Annotated in this window: 19 protein-coding genes; 6 read left to right on the forward strand and 13 right to left on the reverse strand. The window is 42.0% G+C overall.

From position 1 onward, the window contains the following. The first annotated feature begins 4 nt into the window (after positions 1-4). From M2273_RS18615 to M2273_RS18625, 3 genes are all read left to right on the forward strand, one after another. Positions 5-1,993 (forward strand): S9 family peptidase, encoded by a 1,989-nt coding sequence (locus M2273_RS18615; protein ID WP_429399264.1) that lies wholly within the window; start codon positions 5-7, stop codon positions 1,991-1,993. Positions 1,994-2,359: 366 nt separating this feature from the next. Then, positions 2,360-2,935: a C40 family peptidase gene (locus tag M2273_RS18620; RefSeq protein WP_429399265.1), complete on the forward strand. Its 576-nt coding sequence runs from the start codon at positions 2,360-2,362 to the stop codon at positions 2,933-2,935. Between the two features lie 95 nt (positions 2,936-3,030). Then, positions 3,031-3,159, forward strand: a complete 129-nt coding sequence (locus M2273_RS18625) for a hypothetical protein (protein ID WP_429399266.1) — start codon at positions 3,031-3,033, stop codon at positions 3,157-3,159. On the opposite strand, the gene M2273_RS18630 is transcribed toward M2273_RS18625, so the two are convergent. Both M2273_RS18630 and M2273_RS18635 read right to left on the reverse strand, forming a co-directional pair. Next, positions 3,146-5,056, reverse strand: a complete 1,911-nt coding sequence (locus M2273_RS18630) for a DUF3857 domain-containing protein (protein ID WP_429399267.1) — start codon at positions 5,054-5,056, stop codon at positions 3,146-3,148. The two genes, M2273_RS18625 and M2273_RS18630, sit on opposite strands and share 14 nt — an antisense overlap. Next, positions 5,056-7,029 (reverse strand): DUF3857 domain-containing protein, encoded by a 1,974-nt coding sequence (locus tag M2273_RS18635; RefSeq protein WP_429399268.1) that lies wholly within the window; start codon positions 7,027-7,029, stop codon positions 5,056-5,058. The genes M2273_RS18630 and M2273_RS18635 overlap by 1 nt, the downstream gene beginning before the upstream one ends. Positions 7,030-7,164: 135 nt before the next feature. Here M2273_RS18635 and M2273_RS18640 point away from each other — a divergent pair, with 135 nt between their 5' ends. Next, positions 7,165-8,193, forward strand: coding sequence for an exonuclease domain-containing protein (locus tag M2273_RS18640; protein WP_429399269.1), 1,029 nt, complete (start codon positions 7,165-7,167; stop codon positions 8,191-8,193). Positions 8,194-8,265: 72 nt separating this feature from the next. Here the strand turns inward: M2273_RS18640 and queG are convergent, their stop codons facing one another. Next, positions 8,266-9,201, reverse strand: coding sequence for a tRNA epoxyqueuosine(34) reductase QueG (gene queG / locus M2273_RS18645; RefSeq protein ID WP_429399270.1), 936 nt, complete (start codon positions 9,199-9,201; stop codon positions 8,266-8,268). A 149-nt stretch (positions 9,202-9,350) separates the two neighbouring features. On the opposite strand from queG, the gene M2273_RS18650 reads away from it, so the two are divergent. Together M2273_RS18650 and M2273_RS18655 are read left to right on the forward strand one after the other, a co-directional pair. Beyond that, entirely contained in the window at positions 9,351-9,716 is a 366-nt protein-coding gene (locus M2273_RS18650) for an STAS/SEC14 domain-containing protein (RefSeq protein WP_429399271.1), read from the forward strand. Positions 9,717-9,730: 14 nt separating this feature from the next. Continuing rightward, entirely contained in the window at positions 9,731-9,922 is a 192-nt protein-coding gene (locus M2273_RS18655; protein WP_429399272.1) for a hypothetical protein, read from the forward strand. A gap of 217 nt (positions 9,923-10,139) precedes the next feature. Here the strand turns inward: M2273_RS18655 and M2273_RS18660 are convergent, their stop codons facing one another. The 10 genes from M2273_RS18660 to M2273_RS18705 all read right to left on the reverse strand — a co-directional run bounded on the left by M2273_RS18660 (position 10,140) and on the right by M2273_RS18705 (position 20,315). Further along, entirely contained in the window at positions 10,140-11,033 is an 894-nt protein-coding gene (locus tag M2273_RS18660; protein ID WP_429399273.1) for a polysaccharide deacetylase family protein, read from the reverse strand. A 98-nt stretch (positions 11,034-11,131) separates the two neighbouring features. Further along, positions 11,132-12,307, reverse strand: a complete 1,176-nt coding sequence (locus M2273_RS18665; RefSeq protein WP_429399274.1) for a Gfo/Idh/MocA family protein — start codon at positions 12,305-12,307, stop codon at positions 11,132-11,134. Between the two features lie 29 nt (positions 12,308-12,336). Then, the gene (gene ruvB, locus M2273_RS18670; RefSeq protein WP_429399275.1) at positions 12,337-13,359 is read right to left on the reverse strand and encodes a Holliday junction branch migration DNA helicase RuvB; all 1,023 of its coding nucleotides are present in this window, start codon (positions 13,357-13,359) and stop codon (positions 12,337-12,339) included. 180 nt (positions 13,360-13,539) lie between these two features. Beyond that, positions 13,540-14,271, reverse strand: a complete 732-nt coding sequence (locus M2273_RS18675) for a polyprenol monophosphomannose synthase (RefSeq protein WP_429399276.1) — start codon at positions 14,269-14,271, stop codon at positions 13,540-13,542. Positions 14,272-14,382: 111 nt separating this feature from the next. Further along, positions 14,383-15,870 (reverse strand): MFS transporter, encoded by a 1,488-nt coding sequence (locus M2273_RS18680; protein ID WP_429399277.1) that lies wholly within the window; start codon positions 15,868-15,870, stop codon positions 14,383-14,385. A 114-nt stretch (positions 15,871-15,984) separates the two neighbouring features. Further along, positions 15,985-16,905 (reverse strand): hypothetical protein, encoded by a 921-nt coding sequence (locus M2273_RS18685; RefSeq protein ID WP_429399278.1) that lies wholly within the window; start codon positions 16,903-16,905, stop codon positions 15,985-15,987. A 167-nt stretch (positions 16,906-17,072) separates the two neighbouring features. After that, on the reverse strand, positions 17,073-18,251 hold the full coding sequence (locus M2273_RS18690) for an acetyl-CoA C-acyltransferase (RefSeq protein WP_429399279.1): 1,179 nt from the start codon (positions 18,249-18,251) through the stop codon (positions 17,073-17,075). Between the two features lie 496 nt (positions 18,252-18,747). Next, a complete protein-coding gene (locus tag M2273_RS18695) occupies positions 18,748-18,918 on the reverse strand; it encodes a ribbon-helix-helix domain-containing protein (protein ID WP_429399280.1) in 171 nt (56 codons plus the stop codon). A gap of 4 nt (positions 18,919-18,922) precedes the next feature. Beyond that, complete coding sequence (locus tag M2273_RS18700) at positions 18,923-19,453, reverse strand: hypothetical protein (RefSeq protein ID WP_429399281.1); 531 nt, start codon at positions 19,451-19,453, stop codon at positions 18,923-18,925. Between the two features lie 4 nt (positions 19,454-19,457). Further along, entirely contained in the window at positions 19,458-20,315 is an 858-nt protein-coding gene (locus tag M2273_RS18705) for an SPFH domain-containing protein (protein ID WP_429399282.1), read from the reverse strand. Positions 20,316-20,413 lie beyond the last annotated feature (98 nt).

Below are 20,413 nucleotides of genomic sequence, written 5' to 3' on the forward strand. Positions count from 1 at the left end.
ATTTATGAATAAAAAAATACTGTTGTTTATTATGGTTGGCCTTTGCGGAACAGCAACTGCACAAACGGTTAAAAGACCGTTTAAACCATCTGATTTTCTTCATATCCCTACGCTTGCTGATCCACAGCTTTCGCCGGATGGGAAATGGATAGCCTATAGTTTATCGGAGGTCGATTCGGCTAAGGATAAGCGGGTATCGCACCTTTGGATGCAAAGTTATGATGGTAAACAATCCATAGAGCTCACGCAGGGAACCGACCCCGCTTCGACACCAAAATGGACGCCGGATGGTAAATACCTGTCTTATTTATCTGAAAAGGATTCAAAGACCGGCGGTCAGGTTTGGCTGATGGACCGCAGGGGTGGGGAAGGAAAAAAACTGACCGACATTAAAGGCGAGTTGGAGGATTATGTATGGTCGCCGGATAGTAAAAAACTGGCCCTTATTATAAAAGATCCCGTAAATAAAGGTAAACCACAACCCAAAACACCCCCGCCTATAAAAGTTGACCGGTACCATTTTAAGCAGGATATTGAAGGTTACCTGCAGCATTTACACGCGCATTTGTATGTATATGATGTGGACACTAAAAAGCTGGATACCTTAACTAAGGGCAATATGGACGATGAATCGCCTGTATGGAGCCCTGACGGTAAAACCATTGCTTATGTAAGCAACCATACCACTGATCCCGACAGAAATGAAAATACAGATATTTTTACGGTAGAAGCCAAAAGCGGCGGCGAAATTAAACAGCTAACCACCTTTACCGGTCATGATATTAACCCGCTATGGAGTCCCGATGGTAAATATATTGCCTATCTGCGGTCAACAAGCGATGCTGATTATTTTATTTATCAGCACGATGTATTGTGCCTGATGGATGCCGACGGCAAAAATAACAAAGCACTTACCGCGCAGCTTGACAGGCCGGTGAGCAACCATGCCTGGAGCAAGGATAGTAAAAACATAGCTTACCTGGTAAGTAACGACCGGATCCGTTATATAGCACAGTACAATTTGCTGTTGCGCAAAGCTACGGTGATTAATAAAGGTATACAGTGCAGTTTTGAAAACCTGATAGCTCATTCGCCGGGCAACTGGATGGCTAAAATGACCAATCCACATCTGCCTCATGAGCTGGTGGCTATTGAAAATGGCAAGATCCGCAGGCTTACTTTTCATCAGGATAAATGGTTAAGCACAGTTAAGCTGGCTTATGTAAAAGGTTTTCAATCGTTTAGTGTCGATGGTACGCTGGTATCGGGCATCGTTTATACGCCCGATAGTGTTGTTACTAAAAAGCTGCCTTTTATTTTATACATACATGGCGGCCCAACTGATCAGGACGAGTTTGAGTTTGATGCTACAAGGCTGGTTTTGGCAAGCGCGGGTTACGCGGTAGCGGCGGTTAACTATCGCGGCAGTACCGGTCGCGGAATTGAATATACCAAAGCCATTTATGCCGATTGGGGTAATAAAGAGGTAAAAGATTTGCTTGGCGCAGTTGATGAACTGGTAAAATTGGGCATTGCAGATCCTGCCCGTTTGGGTATTGGCGGCTGGAGCTACGGCGGTATATTAACCAATTATACCATAGCTACTGATACACGCTTTAAAGCGGCGGCAAGCGGGGCCGGCAGCGCATTGCAACTGGCTATTTATGGCAGCGACCAATGGGTGGTACAATATGATAATGAGTTAGGCTTTCCCTGGAAAAACGCGGAGAAATACATCAAACTTTCCTACCCGTTCTTTCATGCCGATAAGATCAAAACACCAACGCTTTTCATGTCGGGATTAAAGGATTTTAATGTGCCAACCGGGGGTGGCGAGCAAATGTATGAGGCCCTTAAATCGCAGGGGATACCCGCTCAATTGGTTTTATACCCTGGCCAGTACCATATGCTGACGGTTCCAAGCTACGAGGTTGACAGGGCACAGCGTTATATTGACTGGTTCGGGAAATATTTGGGCGCCCCATTCCCCTGAAGGGGGAGTTTTTAGTTTGTCATGCTGAGCGCAGTGAAGTATCTATTATGCGATAGGCAGGGTGGCGAATGGTGACGTACTTGTTTTTAGTTCCCCCCTTGAGAGGGGGGCGTAGGAATGGAGGGTGGTAGGGGCGTGTTTATACGTGCGATGAAAAGAACACACCCCTCCACCCCTCTCAAGAGGGGAATCACACAGTCCTCCGGCTTCCCCCGTCACTTAACCTTTAGATACCCCAGGATGACAAACAGAGATGGGTTTACTTTCATCTGCACATCTGAAATCCGCATATCCGCACATCTACCTATGTTAATATGTTAAAAACATCTCTATCAAATACTTACTGTTTAAATATAATTTTACTGCATGACTAAGCATCGCAGCCTGTTTTACCTGTTCGCATTATTTTTTGTGCCTTTGGTGCTAACCTCGTGTCATTCGCGTAAAGCGGCGATGAAGGGGCAGCCGGGCGAGATAGTTAAACCCCAGATAGAAATGGCCGATAAATATTCGCAAATTATGGGTGTGGACAGGAGTGATATTGAAAACGGTCGCCTGTATGCTTTTATTGACCAGTGGATGGGTACGCCCTATAAATTCGGTGGTTTAGATAAAGATGGAGTGGATTGTTCAGGACTTGTCTTTTTATTGGAGCAACAGGTTTATGGCATCACCATTCCCCGTATGACGAGTAAACAGATCACGGTAATTAGGCGTAAATATGAAGAGGACTTGAAAGAGGGTGATCTGGTTTTCTTTGATTTTGATGGTAAGCAATTTAGTCACGTAGGTGTGTATCTTCAAAACGGATATGTGGTTCATGCCAGTTCAAGGCGGGGGGTGATCATTGTACGCTTGCGGGATCCTTCCATGTATAAATACTTCTCCCGGGCTGGATCAATTGTTACGGATACTACTACCGATGTTAGTGCCGGGAAGTGATCTTATTCATCGGGGCACTAAGTCAATGACTGATTTTTAGCTCCTCTTTTTCATTAATATTCAGTGCAAATAATTTTAATTAAATTTGCAGCATCATGTCTGATCAAAAAGAAAAATACTCATTCTGGACTAAATATAAGCGTTTTGCCGGTAACGAAATTTTGCTTTACCTTGTTATGGTGATAGGCATTATTCTCGGCATCGTGATATTTAGTTACCTTTAACCAGGGTAACATTGTTGTCATCACTTTCAACAACAGCCTGGTAAAAATCAACAAGGTCCTGGTAAATATCTTTATTATAGGTGCCGTCAAATACTTGTAGCCGGCGTTTATAAACCAGTTCATTGCCTTTTATAGCGATGGTAGCATGAAATTTCCCGAAAGGTTTATCAATCGACACATCAGTTGGTTTTAAGTCTACATGATAACCTGCGGGCAGGGTATAACTGATCTCGTCTTCATCAGTATAGCCCCTGTTAATATACACATCGTTATGCCGGTTCCTTATCTCACGCGGTACATTGGTCATCCTGTTGGTAGCATTCGTCAGGAAATAAAGTTTGCCCTCGTTTACTGAGCCATAATCACGGGCATAAAGTTTTACATGCTCGGTGGTTATGGGTTGCAGGCTTTTATCCTGTTTAAATTCTGCTTTTTCAATATCCAGGTTATTTATAACGTATTCTTTTTTCAGGCTCTTTATTTGTTCCTTAGGCGCTTCTTCAATAATGCCTTCGCGGGTGTCATATTGTGTTCCTTTGAAGGAGGTCAGCATATCGCCGGATAATTCGCCGTCGGCGTTTATAACAAAAGTGGCTTTACGCTGCTGCAGATTGTTTTGAGCTGTATATTTAGGTGTATGTATTAGCTTACCGCCTTCGGGGGTACAAGCCAGTACGGTACGGTCGTCGGTAAAGTCACTTAAAAAACCGAAAGGCATTTTCTGGCTGGTACATTCCAAAAAAGTGGTGTCGTTTTTAAAGGGGAGACACAAAATAATGTGGTTACCCTGATCCATGCTTGCAAAATCGCTGAGCATGTTCACCTTACGGCTGCCTGCCTGCACAACACAATAATATGAATCAATATTGACGGTTTTTAAAAGGGCCTGTGTATAGTTTACCAAAGCTTTGCAGTCGCCATAGTTTTGCTGGTCAACATCAGCAGCTAAAAATGGCTGGTATCCGCCAATACCAATTTGTACACTTATATAATGGGTTTTACCCTGCATATATTCATATATCTTTTTGGCCTTCAGTTTAGGATCGGTAATGCCCACGGTGAGCTCCTTCATGTGGGATGCGGTAACGTCAGATACCTTTAAACGGCTGGCCAGCAGCTTGTCATACTCCCACTTGCCCAGCTCTTTCCAATTGGTGAATGAGCCGGTTATACCTTCATAGCTAAATTTTTCTGGCGCAATTTTAACCCTGGTCAAATATTTATCATGATTGGGGCTGTAAGGCTCATCCCTAACGGCCTTTAAATTACTTACCTGCCAGGTATAGGTTTTAAGGCCCTGTTTATCGGTACCTATAATTACCTTACCCGGAACATTGAACTCTTTGTACCTGATATTAAAATCGGGTTTACAGCTAAAAGTATAGGAGCTTTTTTCAACCGCCAATCCTGTGGTTGAATTAGGTTCCCAGTCATCAAAATTGAGGGATTGCTTTGATTTTACTTCATATTCGTAGGCAATGGTATAAGGATAATCAGTTACTGCCGGGTTATAATGTTTTACCTTTGAATCCTCAAACAACGAAAAATCATTGCCTGAGTTTACATCCTCAAAATCGCGCTCAGAAAATTTGCCGGTTAATTTTCCAAACTGGTTATAAACTGTTCCTTTAATACTTTTTATGATATTGCTTTTATTGTGCCAAACTACAATGTGCGCAATGTCGTTGCCATTTTTGTTTAAAATGGTAACGGCTGTTTTTATGTGGTAAGTGGTGTTATTCAGGTCTTTTACCTCCACGCTTACTTCTTTATTGCGCACTACGGCGCTTGCGTAAGGCAACAAATCTTTGGATATGAGGGATACCTCATAGTTATCCTGCGCGCTTGCATTTACGCTGATGATCAGTATAGAAAATAGTACTAAAAATGCTCTCATTATTTTTTCTTGAAAACCATATCGGTTTTTTCTGTCAGAATGATCTTGTTATACAATTCTTTAAGGTAAGGGTATTCCTCGGGGTTATAAATAGCTTTGGTGAACCTGGTTATGTTTGAGAAGGTAAATGCATCGCCCTGGCTATCAAAACTGGTAGCAAACATACCGCCGTTGTTGGGCATGGAAAATGCCACTACCTGTGGCGGGGTTTCAATGGTATATTGCGCGGGCAGGTGCATGTTAAGAACCAACCGGGTGTCTGATGCCATGCCCCAGTCAACAGGATAATCACGCTCGGCCAGTTTAAATGGATTGCTGGTCCTTTTTTCCCATAAAAACGGATTAAATACCAGGTGATTATGGTTCATGTTGTCAAAAGCATCAATTTCTACTTCAAATACTTCGCCCAGGGGCTGATTAAGACTATCCAGGTTGCTAATATCTGATTTCAGGATCTTCAATTTGGGCAATTTTCCGTCCAGATCTTCCACATACTCATCAACCGAGTTGAATTTTTTAATGGCTTTGCGTTTTAGGTAAGCATCATAGCCGGTATAAAAATTACTGATAGTGCCTTTTATTTTTCCGTTATCGAGCAGCGTGAGGTCAAGCGAACTGATATTACTGGTTTTTTGCAGTGAATTTAACTCAATCCAGTATGATGGTTTATCAAGACTTATTACCCGGCCCTTATCATTAAGGCATTTGAGCGGCAGCAAACCAAATGATAACAGCGGATCCGTAGCATCAAGCAGATAGGTTTTGCCGGCAATATTGGCTTTGGCTATTACATAATTAAAATCACTCAACACGGGGTAAAGGGTGTTCACCATTCCATGATCGCGGGTTGATAACACCACTGCTTCGGTGCTTATGCCGGCTGCATTTAACGCGGTAACCAGGGTAAGGTTAATATCGCCAATGCTCCCGGTATGGGCATCCATCGCTTTTTTAATGCCATCTGAACTATATATGCCTATATAATCATTCCATTTATACCATTTTTGCAGATAGGCGTAAATAGCTTTGGCTTTGTCCAGTTCATCAGTTTTACCGGCTATTACCGATGCTGTGCGTTCCTTCATCAGGTCTTTCCGCTTTAACTGGGAGCCAAATTCATCAGCTATTTTTAATTGCCGGTCAATATCTTTCCACTCCTTGCTTACTACGGTTTTAACAGAGGTATATGGGTTTGTCCATTCCACAAGCTCAAAATATATGGCCGATAAAAAGTTCTTGGGCGAGGTCATATAATCCTCTTCCACAAACGCCGGTATATCCTTCATGGCATAAACAATATGTGAGCAATCGCTTTTTGAGCCATGCGATGTAAAGCATTCGCGCTCCAGTTCTGAACTGGTTTTAGAAAGCTTTAAACCGCCCCGTAACGATGCATTGAATGTCCAAAAACCGGGAATATGCACCTCGTACTGCGAGTAAACCTTAGGTACTTCACCCTGAAATTCCCAGCGGCGAAAGCTATCCCAATAAGGCGAGGTAAGTTTGTACCTGAACTCAATAACACAGCCATTGCGTAAACCCGGCAGGGCAAACTTTATAGTGCTGCCATATTTATAATCTTTAACCTTAAATACTTTTTTAGGGTCAAGGTCCATCTTTTGCACAAAGCCATTATCGTCCTTATAATAGGTGGTGCCGGTGATGTCGGTAACCTCTTCTGCTACTTCATCGCCATTATGAACCGGTATTTCAATAGTACCGTTGGCAAAGCCTTTATTGTCAAATATTTTTATTTTGGCGTGGTAATCATATATCAGTCTGATATGGTCATCGCCTGTTACATCGATCCTGGAATTGCCAAACTCATTTAAAAATACAGCATGGGCAGCGGTATCTTTGTCGTACTTCTTCATATCCAGATCTTCCTGCACATAGCCTTCTTTAAAGTCCTGCGCAATTACAAGGTTTTGAGTACCAATAGATATTAAAATAATAAACAATAGTTTTTTCATGAAATATTGTGATAAATTAGGATGGTATTAAATTAATAATAAAATGATCATATTAAATAAATTAAAAAATTTATTCTGCTGATTCTTTTTAAGACATTTGCGACCTTTGTACTATCTACTATTGATACTTTTAAAATGAAATTAAATTTAAAACGCCCACTGGCTTTTTTCGACCTTGAAACCACCGGTACTAATATAGGTGCCGACCGGATAGTTGAAATATCTGTTATTAAGTTACATCCTGATGGCAGTGAGGAAGTAAAAACCTGGCGCGTTAATCCCGGTATGCCTATCCCTATTGAATCATCATTGGTACATGGTATTTATGATGAGCATATAAAAGATGAGCTGCTATTTAACGCCATAGGGCAAGCCATAGCCGAGTTTATTGGCGAAAGTGACCTGGCAGGTTATAACTCCAATAAATTTGATATACCCATGCTGATGGAGGAGTTTTTGCGCGCCGGGGTGTCATTTAGCCTGGATGAGCGTCATTTTGTAGATGTACAAAATATATTTCACCAGATGGAACAGCGTACCTTAAAAGCCGCTTACCAGTTTTATTGCGATAAAAAAATAGAGAATGCCCACTCGGCAGAGGCTGATACCCGTGCCACCATGGAAGTTTTGCTGGCCCAGGTTGCCCGTTACGAGAACATGGAGTGGGAAGATAAAAAAGGCAACATCACCATACCCGTAGTTAACGATGTTGAAGCATTGCATAAGTTTACCAATCTGAGCAAACCTGTTGATTTTGCCGGTCGTATGGTTTATAATGAACAGGGCGAAGAGCTTATAAATTTTGGTAAACATAAAGGCAAACGCGTTGAGGATGTATTTAACGTGGAGCCAAGCTACTACTCCTGGATGATGCAGGGCGATTTTCCGTTGTATACTAAACGCAAGCTCGAAGAGATATATCACCGTTGGAATGCTAAAAAGACTGCCGAGCGCCAGGCTAAAGCCGCGGCACAGCCAAAACCGGCAGAGCAGGCACCAAAACCCGAAGCGCCAAAAACTGATTACCCTAAAAAGGAATTTACCAAACAAGACCATACTAAAACACAATATCCGCCCAAGCCTTTTAAAAAGAAGGACGAACCGGCACAACCCGTTAATGACGATATGCTGCAGCAGTTAGCTTTAAAGTTTAAAAAGGGGTAGTTTTTAGAGGCAAGAGATAAGAACAAAAATCAGGAAAGGAGTTGTAGCTATACAATTCCTTTTTTTATACAGCTAACTTTTATCACTTAAAAACTCAATATTACGCCTGAGACCGGTGAATTTGGTACGTTTTACGGCTGAGTTTTTAAACACCTTTTGAAAAACATCCTGGGTAATTTCCTGCCAGTCATTAGCTTTGAGGCCAAGCAGTTCAGGGTGGGGGCTAAAGGCCGGTTCCGTGTTTAATACCGAAAAACGGTTCCATGGGCATACATCCTGGCAAATATCACAGCCAAACATCCAGTTGTCCATTTTTCCTTTAAATTCCTGCGGTATCTCGTTTTTAAGTTCAATAGTAAGGTATGATATGCAACGGCTGCCATCAACCACATAGGGGCCAACAATGGCATCGGTAGGGCAGGCGTCAATACAATTAGTGCAGGTGCCGCAATGATCGGCTGTGGGGGCTATATCATACTCCAGTTCCAGGTCAATGATCAGCTCGGCCAAAAAAAAGAATGAACCGGCTTTTTTATTCAGTAAGTTGGAGTTTTTACCTATCCAGCCCATGCCTGCTTTTCTGGCCCAGGCCTTATCCAAAACTGGTGCCGAATCAACAAATACCCGGCCGCCAACTTCGCCTATTTTTTCATTGATGACCTGTAAAAGCTGTCGTAATTTATCTTTTATAACGGTATGGTAATCCATTCCGTAAGCATATTTTGATATTTTGGGTGCAGTTGGATCATGCTGTTTATGATCGCTATAATAGTTAATACCCAATGAAATAACCGATTTTGCCCCATCAACCAGTAGTCGCGGGTCAAGGCGTTTATCAAAATGGTTTTCCATGTACTGCATTTCGCCATGCATGTTTTTATGGAGCCAAGCTTCCAGGCGGGGGGCTTCTTCCTCTAAAAATTCAGCTTTTGAAATTCCGCAAAACAAAAAACCAAGCTTTTGGGCTTCGTTTTTAATCAACTGGCTATATGTTGTCCTGTTTTGCATGATTTAGTGCAAAGATACTATAAAATAAAATTCATAAAATGGGGTTGGTTTATGTTGGAGATCAAGTGTATAAATAACAATTTTTAAATAAAAGGGCCTTGCTGTGATTAATGGTGTAGTTTTTGCGCCTGTTCTTAAAAATATATATCATGCTTGAGCACATGAATTACCTGCCTCCGCATGTGTTGGGTATGCACGCGGTTGGTAAGGTAACTAATATAGATTATAAGAAAGCGTTGCTGCCCCTGCTTGATAATCAGGTAAAACAGAATGGCCGGATCAATTTCATATTGGTTTTGGAAACTAAAATACAAAATTTTACGGCGGGGGCATGGTGTGGAAATATAGAGCTTGGTTTAAAATACTTTTTGAAATGGCATAAACTGGCTATAGTAACCGATGAGAAAGGATTAAAAGAATTTAGTCACCTCTTCAAGTATATTCTTCCTGGTAAGTATAAAGGTTACCCCTTAGATGAGCTGGGCGAGGCTGTAAAATGGATAGCGGAGAAATAATTAATACATACGTCATGGAAACCATGGGAAAAAATAAGACAGTGATCAACAATGATGATTCTGATCTTCATAATGATGAGATAGGGGAAAATACAGGAGAAGATACCTTGCTGGCCAAACAGGCCAAATTAAAGCCAGGCGAAGATGAACAAAAACAACAGGCAACATCAAACACGGGGCAGGGACCTGCCGGCGAAGACCTGTAGCCCTAAAGCCCCAAAAAGGGGCAGTTTTTAATTAATTTATAAGCAGACGGCCTTTCTTTTAATAAGAAAGGCCGTCTGCTTATAAATATTATTTGTTATTCTGAGCGATCGCGAAGAATCTATTCGTGAACTTGCTTAGCGGTGAGTAGATCCTTCGCTATCGCTCAGGATGACAAAAAAGATAAGATTCAAATCTCCCCCTCAGGAGGGCGATAGACTAAAAGCTGTTTTTTACACTGTTACCAAATGTTTTTGTGCTCCAATAGCCGCTGTCTAATATTCTTCTTACAGTCATCAGCGGATAATCCGGGTCACGTTTATCAGCCAGTTGGAAGGCTATTTTGAAACCCTTTTTTTGAAACTCAGGTAAAACAGGTTTTTTCCAGATACCAAAAGGATAGGCAAAATAATCTATTTTTTTACCGGTAATTTCTTCCAGTTTTTTAGTAGGCTTGTCTATCTGGGTAACCCAATCATCAACTGGTCTGGTGGTTATTTTGCCATTTTTTCCTATTATCTTAAGTTCGGAGTTATGCGAGTATTTGTCAACCCGGTGGTGGTCCCAGGTATGGCTTCCAATTACATTGCCCTCGTCTGATAGCTTTTTAACCATATCGGCCGTCATATAATGCGGACGGCCCAACGATACCGTCATCACGAAATAAACTGCTTTAAAACCATATTTTTTCAACGTAGGGTTAGCGATAGTGAACTGGTCAAGATCGGTATCATCAAACGTGAGCATGATGGGTTTTTTAGGCAAGGGTGTACCTGTAGTAAGGTAAGCATATAACTGATCGGGCAGAATGGTATGGTAACCACTGTCGGCAAGCATTTTAATATGTTCTTTAAAAGCAGCAATCTGCACAATATAATCCTTGGCACCTTTTGAGTCGGTTGGTTTCCAGTCGCGTATTTGGTGATAGCAAACAACCGGTACTTGTTTGCGGGCCATAATGGCCGCGTTATCTGCAGGCTTGCCACTTGCTGCCGTGGCAGGTACTTCGGCGCTTGCTGTAGCGGCAACGACTGTTTTATCGGTAGGTTTAGACTGGCATGATGTTGCGCCCAATGCGCAAACGGTTAACCACACAAAAGCTTTTTTAAGCATAGTAAAATGACAATTTTTTAATTATTTCAACAACGGCGAAATTAATACAATATATATGTAGGGAACATAATTTATATAAATAAATTATCAACACAACATTACAAAACTATTCTTTTACCCTCCTTGATTGATCTTTTGGCAGCATCCAGTATTTGCATCACGATCATGTTGTATTTTAATGACGAGCGGTCATTACGCGATTTGATGGGATTTTTAAGAGCAGCAGTAAAATAGGGTACCGGAGCATTGGCTGGCGATACCAGTGGAGGTGCTTTAAATTCCCTTGTGGTATTGTTCACTCTTATCTGGAGGCTATCGCTATCAAAGGTGTGTATATATCCCTTTGCTCCAAAAATCTCCATATCCTTTATACTGAAGGGCCAGTTCCATGAAGCCTCAATCATTCCGGTGGCATTGGGATACTCTACAATAATGGTGGCATCATCCTCAACCTTTGGATATACCGATGGCTTATAATGCCTGGCAATGGCAGTTACCGCAATTGGTCTTTGTCCCTGCATCAGCCAGGTCATCATGTCGGCGCCGTAGCAGCCAAAATCATTCAAAGCACCTGCGCCGTTCAATTCCGGATCAGTTAGCCAGCTTAAAAAATCTTCGCTGCAGCCAATTTCGCGCGGGCCCTGGTGGCCGTCATGGAAAACCATTTTACGGATCACGCCAATACTATCGGTACGTACCGTATTATAAGCGCTCTGAACAGATGAGTACCAGGTAGTTTCATAATTGGTAAGCAGGTTAATATAATATTTAAGCGCCAGGAACTCCATTCTTTTAGCCTGATCAAGTGTTGCTGCCAACGGTTTTTCGACCATTACTGATATACCTAAGGGGGCACAGGTTTCAACAACATCAATATGTTTACCAACGGCGTTATAACCCAATACAATGGTCGGTTTACGTTTTAGGCACATGGTTTTCAGATCCTCAAAAAAAAGTGAATCGGGCAGGTTGTATAGTTTGCCAAACTTTTCCCATAGTTTTTTGTCAGGCTCGGCAATGCCTATTATGTTTACGTTACCGTGGCGGTATTCGTTTAAAATAAGGTGAATATGGTCATGATTTAAACCGGCAATACCCACCTTGGTTCCGGTTGCTATTCTGCGGGCAGCAAGCGAGTCTGCTTTTGCTTTTGCCGATGTATCGGCCGGGGTTGTTTGAGCGGCAGCATTTACTGCACCCAATCCGGTAAATAATGCGAAAGCTAAAAGGATTTTGCAATAACGCTTAAAGCTTTGTTTTAGATTTGTTTTCATGCTTGGTATGGTAATATATGTTGGTTTTGTTAAAATAACGATGGGTTACCGCCGAGTTTTATCTTCCCTAAATGCTTGTAAGCGCTCTCGGTAGCCTCGCGGCCTCGGGCAGTGCGCATCAAAAAGCCTTCCTGTATTAAAAAGGGTTCGTACACTTCCTCAATAGTACCTTCGTCTTCGCCTACAGCAGTAGCAATGGTTTTTAAACCAACCGGGCCGCCTTTAAATTTATCAATAATGGTAAGCAATATTTTATTATCCATTTCATCCAGGCCATGCTCATCCACATTCAGGGCGTTTAATGCATATTTTGCTATTGCCGTATCGATATTGCCATCGCCTTTAATCTGTGCAAAATCACGTGTGCGGCGCAGCAGGGCATTGGCAATACGTGGCGTGCCACGGCTACGACGGGCAATTTCAAAAGCCCCTTCATCGGTAATAGGTGTTTTGAGGATAGAGGCCGAGCGCAGTACAATTGTAGTAAGCAGCTTGGCATCATAATACTCCAGCCGCGAATTGATGCCAAACCTGGCCCTTAAAGGCGCGGTGAGCAACCCCGAGCGGGTAGTAGCTCCAACCAGCGTAAAAGGGTTAAGCGATATTTGTACCGAACGGGCATTTGGGCCGCTCTCCAGCATAATATCTATCTTAAAATCTTCCATTGCCGAGTACAGGTATTCCTCAACCAGCGGACTAAGGCGATGTATTTCGTCAATAAATAAAATATCGCCGGTTTCCAGGTTGGTAAGCAGACCTGCAAGATCGCCCGGTTTATCCAATACCGGACCTGAGGTGATCTTGATGCCCACGTTCATTTCGTTGGCTATGATGTATGAGAGTGTGGTTTTACCCAAGCCCGGAGGGCCATGCAACAATACGTGGTCAAGCGCTTCGCCACGCTGGCGGGCAGCCTGTACAAATATTTTTAAATTAGCTAATATTTTATGCTGACCGGTAAAATCTTCAAATTGCTGCGGACGCAGAACCTTTTCAATATCACGTTCGGTATTACTAAGACGTTCTGCTCCGGGATCAAGATGCTCATTCATTACCAACGAAATTAGTTTTTTTATTTCGGATTTGGGATTTTCGATTTCGGAATTAGGGATTTTTTATCTGTATTGTTACACATCTATCATATAATTGAATAGATAAAGAATCAAAATAAAAAGCCGAATGTCTCCATCAAAATAAATTCGAAATCGAAAATCCCAAATCCGAAATCAAGATCATCCCTCCGGATATTTCCTGAAAATACTATTGATCTTCATTTGTATCACCCCAAAAAATGCTTCTTTAAATATACCTGTCGACATTTTGGAGGTGCCTGCGGTGCGATCTGTAAATATAATGGGGACTTCTATCAGCTTAAATCCATGTTTAATACTGGTATACTTCATTTCTATCTGGAAAGCATAGCCCACAAACTTTATTTTATTGAGCCTTATAGTTTCAAGCACTTTGCGCTTGTAACACATAAAACCGGCGGTTGAGTCCCTGACATCAATACCCGTTATAAACCGTACGTATACCGATGCAAAATAGCTCATCAGTACCCGGCTCATGGGCCAGTTAACTACGTTTACACCATTAATATAGCGCGAACCAATGGCCGCGTCCGCACCGTCAATACAGGCTTGCCTTAGCTTAAGCAGATCTTCGGGGTTATGCGAGAAATCGGCATCCATTTCAAAAATATAATCGTAATGGCGTTCAATGGCCCATTTAAAACCGTGAATGTAGGCTGTTCCAAGTCCTTGTTTCCCGGCGCGCTCCTGAATAAACAGTCGCTCGGGATACACGTTCATTAAATTTTTTACAATGATCTGCGTACCATCGGGCGACCCATCATCAATAATGAGCAAATGAAAATCATGCGGGAGAGAAAATACTTTGCGGATCATCCGCTCGATATTTTCCTTCTCGTTATAGGTAGGTATAATAACAATACTATCTGGCACTTAAAAAATATCAGGTAAACAATGGGCAAAAATAATCGATTCAACCCGGTTTTAAAATAAATAAAGCAGTTAAGTAATAATTACCCAACCGCTTTACAATAACGCTAAAATTTATAAATTATTAGTGTCTGCAATAACCTGGTTTTCTATGTAAGGATCAGTTATATAGTTTCGTTCTTTTAAGCGTGGTGCAACAAACAGAAATACCAGGATAAATACAACGATGAAAATAACAAAGAACCATTCATAGTTTGCACCTTTAAGCATATGTGCCCACCAGCCGCCGTCTTCTATTAAGCCATTAACAAGTGCGGTAATAAGATTACCGAACGATACAACCAGGAACCAAATACCGGTCATGGTACTTTTCATTGATTTTGGTGAGTGTGTATAAGCGTATTCCAGGCCGGTGATGGATACGAGCACTTCGGCTGCTGAAAGTATCATAAACGCAAGCACCTGCCACCAGATGGAGGGTTTACCGCCATGATCCAGGCTGGTGTGTATTATGCCAATTACCACGAATGATAAAGCTGTTAAAATCAGGCCGATACCAAGTCTTCGCAGCGGGGTTGTTTTTAGACCAATTTTGTCGAACCATGGATATACTACATAGTTGAAAAATGGAATGAATAGAAGAAGGAACACTGTATTAACAGTTGATAACTGACCAGGCAGCACTGTGAACGAGGTAAAACCAAGGTTAATTACACGATCCATTCTTTCGGCATATAGGGTCCACTCAGACAAACATTGATCCCAAACAGCCCAAAATGCCAGTGCGAAAAAGAATACCGACATAACCCGGTATACTGCTTTCACACCTTCAACGCGTTCGGGGTCATACGAGCCTTTGGCAACATCAAGCATAGATTGCCCCGGTTTGCGTTGACCTAAATGAGTTAGTGCATACCAGGTTATAAATACCAGGTTATTGCGATTAACCCCTTGCGGGGGAACCTTTACGTATTTTTTACGGCCCGAAAAAAATATGATGGTAGCCAGCGCCATCAGGATACCGGGGATACCAAAAGCCCACCTGGGGCCAAAGTGTTCATAAGTCCATGGAATAGCAACCGTTGAAATCATAGAGCCGGCATTGATACTGAAATAGAACCAGCCGTAAACTTTCGAAAGCAGATCCTGGTTGGTAGCATCAAATTGATCGCCCACATTAGCAGATACGCATGATTTAATGCCGCCGGCGCCAATTGCAACCACAAGTAAGCCTAATTCAAAACCACCAAGGCCACCATCGAACATGGCCAACATTAAATGCCCCAAACAGTAAATCATCGATACATATAAGATAAGTTTGTATTTGCCGGTAAACCAGTCGGCCACCATGCCACCTACAAATGGCAAAGCATACGCCACCATCACAAATAGATGGTGTAGCTTATTGGCTTTAGCGTTGGCCACGTCGTTTAAAGCGTCGATATGATTGGGATTAAAAAACTGGTTTACCAAAAAAAGTGTCAGTATAGAACGCATACCGTAAAAGCTGAAACGCTCTGCCGCTTCGTTGCCGATGATATAAGGAACGCTCTTAGGGAATCTGGATTTTTTGGGAGCCACGATGGCTGGATTTTCTTGCATTAGTAATAATTAAAGTTTGCTAAAGTAGTATACTTTCTTTTAATTCAGAATTTTATACCGAAAGTGTTACAGTTTATAATATAGTTATTTTGATTTATAGCCCATAATGTGGGTTTAATTTTTTTTAGGTGTGGGTATAAGGCTCCTGTCCTGGGCTGCTTGTTTTTTTGGATCAACATATTCATTATCACCGTTATTGGGAATGTTACGCATGTCCAGGTTCTCTAAATATATCCAATGCCCGTTTTTTAATTTATAACCGTCGTAACTCAGGTCGGGGCCAAAAGTATCGGGTTGGTCCTTCATTTTTTTATCAGGAGGAGACAGGTGATCAAATACAATTAAGTTTTGATCAGGTATGTATCTTAATAACATAGATACCTGACGGGCGTATTCAAATATCACTCTTTTACGGTTTTTGCCATTGCCATCAAAAATGGACATGCCAAATGATGGTTTATCATTAGCAAAGGAGAGTACATCAATTACTTTTTTGGTTGATTTTATGGTATTGCCTTTCCAGCCTATTAAAATATAGTAAGCTTTTGGTGCATAAACAGGGATGATCTTATAATACTGTGCCCCATACCATTTATGATTATCCGTTACAGAATCTTCTGGGTTTTTTAGTAATGGCGAATAATCCTCCAACGGGAACATTTTTAACGGGCCTCCCGTATTCATTTGTACAGTGCCATAAAACCGGTAGCTGCCGTCCTGATTAATAACATGCCAGCTCAAGATGCGGAAACGATTATCGGGCGAGTTGATGATACTGATGCTTTTAACAGAATCAAAAGGGAAAAGAAACGAATTGGGTGTTTTTAAAGCTGATACCAGGGTTTTAATAAACAGATAATTAGCGTTTTTACGTTCCAGATCATTTTCGTCATTGACGAATTTTTTACCTAAAGAGCTGAGGCTATCCTGGTAAATATTTAATTGTTTTGTATGTGAGCTTTCATCCGAATGCTGGGCATAGATATTAAAACAAAGCAGGAGGGATATGAGGGATACAAAAAGTTTCTTTGTCACAATTCCAATCGTTGTTTTATAAATGTAATAATTTATTGTTTAAATGTACTATTCAGTTCGGAGCCCCCTCTAAATCTCCCCCGGAAGGGGAGACTTTACTTTTAAGCCCTCCCTTCCGGGGAGGGTTGGGTGGGGTCTCCTCGCAATGACGTGGAGTTTTATTTTTATTAACGTAAATTTTCAATAACCATTGCGCTGGCCCCGCCGCCGCCGTTACATATTCCGGCTGCGCCATATTTACCGTTATTTTGCTGTAATACAGATAATAAGGTAACAATGATACGTGCCCCTGAAGCACCCAGTGGATGGCCTAAAGATACCGCACCGCCATTAACGTTAACCTTTGCGGCATCAAGTTTTAAAAGTTGGTTATTGGCTATGGCTACAACAGAAAATGCTTCGTTGATCTCGAAAAAATCAATCTGATCAGTTGATAAACCGGCCCTGTGCAAGGCCAGTGGGATAGCTTTGGATGGTGCTGTGGTAAACCATTCCGGCGCCTGCTGAGCGTCGGCATGTGCTATTATCCTGGCCAATGGTGTTATGCCCAGTTCATCGGCTTTTTCCCGGCTCATTAATACTAAAGCAGCAGCGCCGTCATTTAAGGTAGACGCGTTGGCGGCTGTTACCGTGCCATCTTTTTTAAACACAGGTTTAAGCGATGGTATTTTTTCAAACTTTACCGCTTTGGGTTCTTCATCTTCTGCAAATAAAATAATGTCGCCTTTTTTATCTTTTAACTCAACAGGGGTTATCTCCTGCAGGAACTTGCCCTCGCTTTGGGCTTTTTGCGCCCGGTTATAAGATTCAATAGCAAAAGCATCCTGCTCTTCGCGACTGATATTGCAATCAACGGCACACAGTTCGGCAGCCGAGCCCATGTGATAGTCGTTATAAACATCCCACAGGCCGTCTTTAACCAGTCCGTCGGTGATCTGTCCGTTACCTAAACGGTAGCCGTTGCGGGCTTTATCAAGGTAATAAGGTACATTACTCATGCTTTCCATACCACCGGCAACCACAATATCATTTTGGCCTATGGCAATGCTTTGAGCTGCCAGCATAATAGCTTTCATGCCCGATGCGCATACCTTATTAACAGTAGTTGCAGGCAGATATGGCAATCCCGCGAATATGGCTGCCTGAGTAGCCGGTGCCTGCCCCAAATTGGCCGACATTACGTTACCCATATAAACTTCCTGTATTTGATCTGGCTTTAACCCGGCTTTTTCAACCGCCGCTTTGATAACCTGCGCGCCCAATTGCGTAGCGCTGATGGCTGCTAAACTACCTCCAAAACTGCCAATAGGTGTGCGTGTGGCAGCTACTATTACTACTTCTTTCATGTGTCCCTCATTAAATCGGTGGGCAAATTTAGTGATTTTGTAATAAGTAAAAAGCTATGCATGCATAATAATTATGCTTTAATTGTTCCTGCAAAGTAAATTGACAGGTCATCCCGAATTTATTTCGGGATCCCACACGGCGATTAGCAGGCTTGTATAGCGTTAAAATTGCATGTGAGCTGCTGAAACAAGTTACCCATGACTTGTTTGTTTTCATCAATAGTAAACCCCATCGGGGTATCGTGTTTATAGGATAATAATATCAGAGCATTAGCTCCATAGGAGCTTCCTGATCAAGTAGTGTCTATAACGTTAAAGGAAGCTCCTATGGAGCTGATATTTACCTCAATATTACTATTAACACGATGCCCCGATGGGGCGTGGATAAGCCTTTGCCCGCTATGCTTCGACAGGCTCAGCATGACAGCCCTTTTAGTAACGTCATTTCCCCTTCAGAGTCCTCGGATTTTATCACTCAGCATGACTATTTATATTATTATTCTGAATCCTTTTTCTTTTTCACCCCTTTTTTACGGCCAAGCAAAGCCTGTTGCAGCAGGTATTCGATCTGGCCGTTGGTGCTTCTGAATTCCTCGGCGGCCCAAATTTCTATCTCCTTCAATACATCGGGGTTAATGCGTAGTATAAATGCTTTTTTCTCAGCCATATTATTATCCTGCCGCCGCTGCAGCCTTCGCTTGTTTTAATAAAATTAAATGTATGCCTACCAACGCTAACAAGGGTAAGGTTGGTACGCTTTTGAGCAAGTTAAGATCGATATTTACTTTAAAAGGTGTTCCCCAGCTCCACAGCTTACTTTCAATATTAACTATATCTCCATATTGATCGCTTATCCAGGTATGGGTACGTGAGAGTATCTTTTTGTTTAAAAAGATAGCTTCAAAGCCATTGTTCATACTGAGCGCTATCTTCCGCGACCACAATTCCGGGGTTATAGTACCTATGGTTTCCTTTTCAGGTTGTTCTATCAAAAGTATCCTGCTCATAAAACCTTTACGTTTTATGGTCCAGGTGCCTTGATCTGTTTCAATAACACATACTCTTTTTAACAAAGCCGTGTAGGTGAGCTTGCCATAACAAAACTGCCCATCTGTTAGTTCATACCAGGGACGGAAAAATCCATGCCGAAGCACAGATAGTTCATTTGTTCTTAACTGATCAAAGCTTCTAAACTGATCCATATTATCAATGGTATAAAGTACCAGTATTAACTACTGGGCTTACACTGCGGTCGCCGCAAAGTACAACCAGCAGGTTGCTCACCATGGCTGCCTTGCGCTCCTCGTCAAACTCTACTATGTTTTTTTCTGATAATTTATTCAGCGCCATTTCAACCATACCTACAGCGCCTTCAACAATGAGCCGGCGGGCAGCTATAATAGCCGATGCTTGCTGTACCTGTAACATGGAGTGTGCAATTTCGGGTGCGTAAGCCAGGTGCGATATCCTTGCTTCCAATACCTCAATGCCGGCGCGGGCAAGGCGTTCGTTTAGTTCTTTTTCTAATAAAAGGCTTACCTGCTCGGCGCCGCCTCTAAGGGTAATATTGGCAGTTTCGTCTTCCAGGTTATCATAAGGGAAGGAGTTTGCCAAATGCCTTACCGCTGCCTCGCTTTGTATGTTTACGTATTGTATGTAATTTTCTACCGCGAATACCGCGCTCGCCGTATCTTTTATTTGCCATACAATTACGGCGGCAATTTCAATAGGGTTACCTATACTGTCGTTCACTTTAAGCTGCTGGCCGTTAAGGTTAAATGCCCTTAATGATACTTTCTTTTTTTGGTTGAATGGGTTCATCCAAAAAAAGCCGTCCTTTTTTATAGTACCCACATACTTACCAAAAAGCGTAAGCACTCTTGATTCGTTAGGATTTACAATAATAAAGCCAGGGAGTACAAACAGAACACCTATGGCGCCAATAATTGTACCTAAAGGTTCCTGACCAAGCCCCATGCAAATAGCAGCGATAACTAATATTACAAGGAACAAAGCAAACACGGTAAAGCCAGAGGGCGGGTTGATGGTTTTTTCAGATTCCATAATTAAAATGATTTTAAATTGATATCATAAAGATATCAACTTTAAATTGATAAAAGCAAGAAAAACTGCATTTAACAGAAACTTATATTATTTTTGAA

This window comes from Mucilaginibacter lappiensis (assembly GCF_050433765.1).
Classification (GTDB): domain Bacteria; phylum Bacteroidota; class Bacteroidia; order Sphingobacteriales; family Sphingobacteriaceae; genus Mucilaginibacter; species Mucilaginibacter lappiensis_A.

Coding starts and splice junctions, on each gene's coding strand:
- M2273_RS18680 (WP_429399277.1), bottom strand. CDS start 15,870: ATGCAAGAAAATCCAGCCATCGTGGCTCCCAAAAAATCCAGATTCCCT.
- M2273_RS18640 (WP_429399269.1), top strand. CDS start 7,165: ATGAAATTAAATTTAAAACGCCCACTGGCTTTTTTCGACCTTGAAACC.
- M2273_RS18705 (WP_429399282.1), bottom strand. CDS start 20,315: ATGGAATCTGAAAAAACCATCAACCCGCCCTCTGGCTTTACCGTGTTT.
- M2273_RS18630 (WP_429399267.1), bottom strand. CDS start 5,056: ATGAGAGCATTTTTAGTACTATTTTCTATACTGATCATCAGCGTAAAT.
- M2273_RS18690 (WP_429399279.1), bottom strand. CDS start 18,251: ATGAAAGAAGTAGTAATAGTAGCTGCCACACGCACACCTATTGGCAGT.
- M2273_RS18665 (WP_429399274.1), bottom strand. CDS start 12,307: ATGAAAACAAATCTAAAACAAAGCTTTAAGCGTTATTGCAAAATCCTT.
- queG (WP_429399270.1), bottom strand. CDS start 9,201: ATGCAAAACAGGACAACATATAGCCAGTTGATTAAAAACGAAGCCCAA.
- M2273_RS18695 (WP_429399280.1), bottom strand. CDS start 18,918: ATGGCTGAGAAAAAAGCATTTATACTACGCATTAACCCCGATGTATTG.
- M2273_RS18655 (WP_429399272.1), top strand. CDS start 9,731: ATGGAAACCATGGGAAAAAATAAGACAGTGATCAACAATGATGATTCT.
- M2273_RS18625 (WP_429399266.1), top strand. CDS start 3,031: ATGTCTGATCAAAAAGAAAAATACTCATTCTGGACTAAATATAAGCGT.
- ruvB (WP_429399275.1), bottom strand. CDS start 13,359: ATGAATGAGCATCTTGATCCCGGAGCAGAACGTCTTAGTAATACCGAA.
- M2273_RS18660 (WP_429399273.1), bottom strand. CDS start 11,033: ATGCTTAAAAAAGCTTTTGTGTGGTTAACCGTTTGCGCATTGGGCGCA.
- M2273_RS18700 (WP_429399281.1), bottom strand. CDS start 19,453: ATGGATCAGTTTAGAAGCTTTGATCAGTTAAGAACAAATGAACTATCT.
- M2273_RS18620 (WP_429399265.1), top strand. CDS start 2,360: ATGACTAAGCATCGCAGCCTGTTTTACCTGTTCGCATTATTTTTTGTG.
- M2273_RS18650 (WP_429399271.1), top strand. CDS start 9,351: ATGCTTGAGCACATGAATTACCTGCCTCCGCATGTGTTGGGTATGCAC.
- M2273_RS18635 (WP_429399268.1), bottom strand. CDS start 7,029: ATGAAAAAACTATTGTTTATTATTTTAATATCTATTGGTACTCAAAAC.
- M2273_RS18615 (WP_429399264.1), top strand. CDS start 5: ATGAATAAAAAAATACTGTTGTTTATTATGGTTGGCCTTTGCGGAACA.